8 protein-coding genes are annotated in these 6,654 nt (G+C 51.2%); 6 read left to right on the top strand and 2 right to left on the bottom strand.

Features of this window, described 5'->3' with window-relative positions:
• The 3 genes from D6694_00040 to D6694_00030 form a co-directional block, all read left to right on the top strand.
• Positions 1-925: RND transporter (locus D6694_00040; protein RMH48885.1), on the top strand; the 925-nt coding region annotated here is incomplete at its 5' end.
• The gene (locus D6694_00035; GenBank protein ID RMH48884.1) at positions 918-1,700 is read left to right on the top strand and encodes an outer membrane lipoprotein-sorting protein; all 783 of its coding nucleotides are present in this window, start codon (positions 918-920) and stop codon (positions 1,698-1,700) included. The genes D6694_00040 and D6694_00035, both read left to right, overlap by 8 nt.
• A complete protein-coding gene (locus tag D6694_00030; protein RMH48883.1) occupies positions 1,700-2,890 on the top strand; it encodes a hypothetical protein in 1,191 nt (396 codons plus the stop codon). Before D6694_00035 ends, D6694_00030 begins: the two co-directional genes overlap by 1 nt.
• Positions 2,891-2,975: 85 nt before the next feature.
• On the opposite strand, the gene D6694_00025 is transcribed toward D6694_00030, so the two are convergent.
• Complete coding sequence (locus D6694_00025; protein RMH48882.1) at positions 2,976-3,512, bottom strand: lipocalin; 537 nt, start codon at positions 3,510-3,512, stop codon at positions 2,976-2,978.
• A gap of 107 nt (positions 3,513-3,619) precedes the next feature.
• Here D6694_00025 and nadA point away from each other — a divergent pair, with 107 nt between their 5' ends.
• Genes nadA through D6694_00010 form a run of 3 tightly spaced genes read left to right on the top strand, consistent with a single transcriptional unit; the run spans position 3,620 to position 6,059 of the window.
• A complete protein-coding gene (nadA, locus tag D6694_00020; GenBank protein ID RMH48887.1) occupies positions 3,620-4,657 on the top strand; it encodes a quinolinate synthase NadA in 1,038 nt (345 codons plus the stop codon).
• Positions 4,658-4,684: 27 nt separating this feature from the next.
• Positions 4,685-5,524, top strand: a complete 840-nt coding sequence (locus D6694_00015) for a methyltransferase domain-containing protein (GenBank protein ID RMH48881.1) — start codon at positions 4,685-4,687, stop codon at positions 5,522-5,524.
• A gap of 10 nt (positions 5,525-5,534) precedes the next feature.
• Positions 5,535-6,059, top strand: a complete 525-nt coding sequence (locus tag D6694_00010; GenBank protein ID RMH48886.1) for a DNA-deoxyinosine glycosylase — start codon at positions 5,535-5,537, stop codon at positions 6,057-6,059.
• Here the strand turns inward: D6694_00010 and D6694_00005 are convergent.
• Positions 6,001-6,654 (bottom strand): pyridoxal-phosphate dependent enzyme (locus tag D6694_00005; protein RMH48880.1); only part of this gene is annotated, 654 nt, incomplete at its 5' end. The genes D6694_00010 and D6694_00005 overlap by 59 nt on opposite strands.

The raw sequence follows: 6,654 nt of genomic DNA, 5'->3' as shown, positions 1-6,654 counted from the left end.
TGCGCTGGATTCTGGCCAGAAAGGGGGAATATCCGAACCTAAGTTTCTGCAGGAGGTCGATGCTTTTGTCGAGTGGGCGCGGCAGCAAAAGGAAGTGCGCAACGTCAACAGCGTGACGGACATCATCAAGCGGTTGAACAAAAATATGCATGGCGACGATCCGGCCTATTACCGCCTGCCTGAGTCGCGTGAGCTTGCCGCGCAGTATTTGCTGCTCTACGAAATGAGCCTTCCCTATGGTTTGGATTTGACCAATCAGATCAATATCGACAAATCGGCAACACGTGTCTTTATCACGTTTGAGAATTTGACCAGCACGCAGATGCTGGCCATTGAAGAACGCTTTTCAAACTGGCTGCATCAAAATGCGCCTGATATTGAATTTTTTGCAGCCAGTCCCAATTTGATGTTTGCCCACATTGGTCAACGTAACATCAAGTCGATGTTGACGGGGACGACATTCGCGTTCATCACGATTTCACTGATATTGATCGTGACCTTACGCTCCTGGTTGATGGGGCTTGTCTCACTGATCCCGAATCTGGTTCCCGTGATGATTGGCTTCGGTTTGTGGGGGTTCTTTGATGGTCGTGTAGGGATGGCGCTTGCCATGGTGGCGTCGATGACGTTGGGTATTGTGGTCGATGACACCATCCATTTCTTGAGCAAGTACCTGCGGGCTCGACGAGAAAAAGGACTCGACCCGGTGGCGGGCATTCGTTATGCCTTTAGTCATGTCGGCGTGGCCTTGAGCGTGACCACCGTGGTGCTCGTGGCCGGTTTTGGTGTGCTCGCCTTTTCGACATTCAAAGCCAACAGCGATATGGGCGTATTGACCGCGGCTACCATTGGGTTGGCTTTGCTGATCGATTTCTTCTTGTTACCGCCATTATTGCTACGTGTTGAGGAGAAGCACCATGAATAAGTGGATTTTATTGTTGTCCGGTCTGTTGATGGTCGGTGGTGTGCACGCCGCTGATCCTGCTGCCGAGAAGGGATTGGAAATTGTTAAAGAGATGGATCGTCGAAACAGTGGCTGGAAAGATTCGCAAGCAACGCTCAAGATGATCCTGATAAATAAAAATGGCGATAAGACTGTGCGTCGCCTGCGCGTCAAGTCACTTGAAGTGCAAAATGATGGGGACAAAAGCCTCACGATCTTTGACGAACCATATGACGTGAAAGGCACGGCGTTTTTGTCCTATTCGCATGTGTTAAAACCCGATGAACAGTGGCTCTATTTGCCGGCCCTAAAGCGCATCAAGCGCATTTCTTCAAACAACAAATCCGGCCCGTTTATGGGCAGTGAATTTTCATACGAAGACTTGGCCTCGTTTGAAGTCGAGAAATATGACTATAAATATCTTGGCGAAGATGAAATTGATGGCCGCAAGATGTTTGTTGTCGAAATGTATCCGAAGTACAAACACAGTGGCTACACTCGGGAAGTGGCATGGATCGATCAGCAAGAATATCGGATGGAAAAAATCGACTTCTACGATCGCAAGAATGCGTTATTGAAAACGCTGACGTTCAAGAACTACAAGAAATACCTTGGTAAGTTCTGGCGTGCTTTGCGCATGGAAATGGTCAATCATCAAAAAGGCAGCAAGACCATACTTGAATGGGAAGATTACAAATTTAATGTCGGTCTGACGGATGATGATTTCTCACGCTCGGTATTGAAGAGGGCGCGTTGATGAAAAAAATGTGGGTCATGCTGTCGGCTGGCGTCATGGTCGCCAGCCTGTTTGCCTCCTCCGTGGCAATCGATTATCGAGGCTATGTCGGAGCAAGTTGGCGTCAATATGATGGACAGGGAGCGCAAGGACAGGATGCGAGCGATTTCAGCCTTGTGGCTGAGCCAGAATTGGCCTTCGACTGGAACGAAGGAAGCGACCGCTGGGTCTCAAGCTTTTTTCTCCGTGCGGATTCTATGGATGACGAACGGACGCACTTTGATGTACGGGAATCCTATTGGCTGCATATTGGCGATGGCTGGGAGCTGCGTGTTGGTGCCGACATAGTGTTCTGGGGGGTTACCGAATCTCAGCATCTCGTGGACATCATCAATCAAACGGATGGTGTCGAGGGCGCTGACGGTGAGGATAAGCTGGGACAACCGATGGTGGCGTGGTCCACTGAGCAGGATTGGGGGCTGCTTTCGCTTTATTGGTTGCCCTACTTCCGTGAGCGGAACTTCCCAGGTATCGATGGCCGACTTCGTCCATTCGTTCCAGTGGCGGATGACGCTGTTTATGAATCCAGCGCGGAAGAGTGGCATCAGGATTTCGCGGCCCGTTGGTTTAAGACGATAGGCGATGCTGATATTGCTGTGTCATTGTTCCGTGGCACCGATCGCTTTCCAGACTTTGTCATTGATGCCGGGCCGCAAATTGGCATTCGTTTGGTGCCTTATTACCGACAAATGACGCAGTTGGGCTTTGAAGGCCAGTATATGTCCGGTGATACGGCATGGAAGATGGAAGCCGTCTGGCGCGACAGGGCTGATGAAACCTATTTTGCGTCGGTATTGGGGCTTGAACATACACTCTACGGAATATTCGGGAGTGATAAAGATTTGGGAATACTGCTCGAGTACCATTATGACGAGCGTCGGGACAAACGGCTCAATCCGTTTGATAATGATACCTTTATTGGCGCGCGGCTCGCGTTTAACGACGAGGATTCTAGTGAAATCCTCGGGGGCTTTATCATTGACAACGACAATCAAGGCTGGATGTTCTTCGCCGAGACTTCGCGTCGGTTGACTAGCCATTGGAAAATCAGCATCGAAGCTCGGCTTTTTGCCGATTATCCGCAAAGCGATATTGTGGCTCAGTACCAGCAGGATGACCACATAGAAGTTGAGCTGCGCTACTATTACTGATTGCCATGGGCCAGTGGGCGAGACGCACTGGCCTTGTGGAAGCTGGTGCCGCTGTAGTGGTGCTGACCAGCGCAGGGATGTTGCGTTAATTCGTTGTCTGGTCCGATGGTGTAGCGTGCTCGACAAGTTTCAGTCGGGACAAATCAAACCCTAGGGCCTTAGCCTTTTGGCGGAAGTGTTCGATCAGTTCGGCCGAGACTTTGGGCGTGCGCGCCAAAAGCCATAGATAATCTCGACCAGGACCGGACACAAAAGCGTATTGATAGTTAGGGTCGAGTTCAAATATCACATACGCACCATAGAATGGTCCGAAGAAGGATACTTTCAGCAGTCCCTGGTGGCTGTCTTCAATAAAGTATGCTTTGCCAATCGCTTCTCTCCACTCGTTTTTGTCTGGGTCAAAGCCGCGGTTAATGACTCGGATGCCGCCATCATTGCGTCGACTGTAGGTAGCGGTCACGTCACGGAGGCCTTTTTCAAATGAGTGATCAAGGCGTGCGATTTCATACCAAGTGCCAAGGTAGCGTTCCAGTGAAAATGAAGAGACCGGTTCGATCCCTTCGGGTAGGTTCACGCACCCCGTCAACAAGTAACTCATCGTTATCCACAGTAATTTTCTCATCTTTTTCCCTTTTGATAGTCTCATGCGATACGACCCGCTTTTGAAATTTCCCAAGCAGTAGCTCAAGAGGTATAATGATCGGACGCCGATTTCCTTTGAACGTCGCTATGTCCGCAATTCCAGTCCCAGCACCTGTCAATGTGCCACTTCCAAAGCCGCCACGTCAACTTTCGGCTGAAGAACGTGAGACGTACCGGCAGCAAATTATCGCAAATTTAAGGGCCAATGATGCTGTCTTGGTCGCCCATTATTACACTGACCCGGAGATTCAGGCGCTGGCGGAGGACACCGGTGGTTGTGTGGCAGACTCTCTCGAGATGGCCCGCTTTGGTGCCAATCATCCGGCCAAAACGCTGGTGGTGGCGGGTGTACGTTTTATGGGCGAGACGGCGAAAATTCTTTCGCCTGAAAAACGGGTGATTATGCCGACGCTGGAAGCGACCTGTTCTTTGGATCTTGGCTGCGATCCCGTTACATTCGCTGACTTCTGCGACCAACATCCTGAGCGTACCGTGGTGGTCTATGCCAACACTTCCGCAGCGGTCAAAGCCCGTGCTGATTATGTAGTGACCTCTTCCATTGCGGTGGAACTGATTGATCATCTGGATGCGGAAGGACACAAAATCATTTGGGCGCCCGATCGCCACCTTGGACGTTATGTCCGTGAAAAAACCGGTGCCGATATGATCTTATGGCAAGGTGAGTGTGTGGTGCATGATGAGTTCAAGGCAAAGGCTTTGCGTGAGCTGCGTAAGCAATATCCGGAGGCAGCGGTCTTGGTGCACCCGGAGTCACCGGCCAGTGTGGTGGAACAGGCAGATGTCGTGGGTTCCACCTCGCAGTTGATTGCCGCGGCGACTAAGTTGCCCAACAAGCAATTGATTGTGGCCACCGACAAAGGCATTTTTTACAAGATGCAGCAACACGTCCCGGACAAGGAACTGATTATTGCACCGACTGGCGGGGAGGGCGCCACGTGCCGTTCTTGCGCCCATTGTCCGTGGATGAAGATGAATACACTTGAGACGCTAGCACATGTCTTTGATGTTGGAGGGAATGAGGTTTTCGTGGCGCCAGAGTTGATTGAGCGCGCCCGTATGCCGCTTGAACGAATGCTCAAGTTTGCTGCGTCAATAAAACGTTAAAAACGCATAATCAGTGGAGGGACGTATATGAAGAATTATTTTGGGCGATTGGTCGGATTGCTAATCGTGGCGACAGTGGTATGGCCGCAGGCAATGGCCGGAGATTTTGCGCAACAAACACTGCACGCACTGGAGCAGGCCATTCAAAGTGCGCATCGTAGCGAAAAAAACAAGGCGCGTGACAAATGGCGGCATCCAAAAGAAACACTGGCGTTCTTTGGCGTTAAGCCAACCGATACGGTCGTGGAAATCTGGCCGGGCGGAGGCTGGTATACCGAGATCCTCGCGCCTTATGTGAAGGGCCAGGGCACTTTGTATGCAGCACATTTCCCGTCTGACACCGAGGTTGCCTACTATCAAAAAGTTCGTGCACGTTTTGTTGAGAAGATGAAGTCTAACCCGGTTTATGCCGAGGTGCGACTTGTGGAGTTTGCCTACGACAATGACAAACCGATTGTTCCCGATGGCACCGCAGATGTAGTCCTGACATTTCGGAATGTTCACAATTGGATGCGCGGTGGGGATGCCGGTGTGTTGAATGCATTTAAAAAGTTTTATGCCGCTTTGAAACCGGGAGGTGTGCTTGGTGTTGTCGAACATCGGTTGCCGGAAAATCGGCCGGACAGTGATCAAGGCAAGACAGGCTACATGAAAGAATCCTATGTCATTCGTATGGCAGAAAAAGCGGGATTCAAGTTGGAAGCCAAGTCAGAAATCAATGCCAACCCGAAAGACACCGCCGATCACCCCAAAGGAGTTTGGACCTTGCCGCCGTCCTTGCGTTTGGGAGAAAAAGATAAAGCCAAATATCTGGCCATTGGTGAAAGCGATCGAATGACGCTGCGCTTTGTCAAACCAGCTCAGTGAGTTAAACGATGTGATTTGTCGGGGATTTCCGCCCGTTGTGGGTAGAAATCCCCGCGTCCTGATTTTGGGTTCAATGCCGGGGCGTGAATCATTGCGGTTGCGGCAATATTATGCGCATCCGCGCAACGCATTTTGGGATGTGATGGCCTTAATCACGGGTGTATCTAAGACAGCGCCTTACGCATTGCGATGCGAAGGACTTCGACGCGTCGGTGTGGCGCTGTGGGATGTCTGCCGCCGGTGTGTGAGAAAATCCAGCTTAGATAGCGACATCAAACAACCAGAAAGCAATGATTTTGTCAGCTTTTTTAAAGATTTTCCGAGCATTCATACGGTTGTTTTTAATGGCGCCACCGCCGAACGTCTCTTCCATCGCTTGGTGGCGCCGGTGCTTTGGACAACTGAGTGTCCGATCACATTACTTCGAGCACCTTCAACGAGTCCTGCCAATGCACGAATGTCTGTTGCTGACAAAATCAGTGTTTGGCAAAAACTCCTGACCAATCGATTAGGTGATGCTTGTCAGGCGCCTTAAGCTGACGAGCTGCGAGCCACTGAGGATTGAACAGGCGCGACTGGTAGCGAAGCCCAGAGTCACATAACAGGGTGACGACGGTATGGCCGGGGCCAAGTTGATTGGCCAACCAGACAGCGGCAGCCACGTTCAGGCCGGATGAAGCGCCGACACATAGCCCTTCGTGGTATAACAGGTGATAGACCATATTGATGGTGGTTTGATCATCAATGGTGACTGCCGTATCGATTGGTGTATCAGCGAGGTTGGCCGTGACCCGGCTATTGCCGATGCCTTCGGTAATGGACCCATCGCCATTGAGCGTCAATTCGCCTTTGAGCACCCAATTGGCCAGCGCACTTCCAGGTGGATCCGCAAGCGCGACAGTAATGTTGCCGCTTTTTGATTTCAAATAACGGGCAATGCCCGCCAAACTGCCGCCGGTGCCGGTGGCACAAATGAACGCATCAATGCGTCCCTCGGTCTGCGCCCAGATTTCGGGACCGGTGGTGCGGAAATGTGCCTCACGATTGGCGGTGTTGTCGAATTGATTGGCCCAGATGGCATTATTCATGCTCGAAGCGAGACGTTGGGCGACTTTGACGTAATTGTTGGG

Source organism: Gammaproteobacteria bacterium, assembly GCA_003696665.1.
Lineage (GTDB): Bacteria > Pseudomonadota > Gammaproteobacteria > Enterobacterales.
Note: the sequence above shows the minus strand (reverse complement) of the source record. Positions and strands in the feature narration are given on the sequence as shown.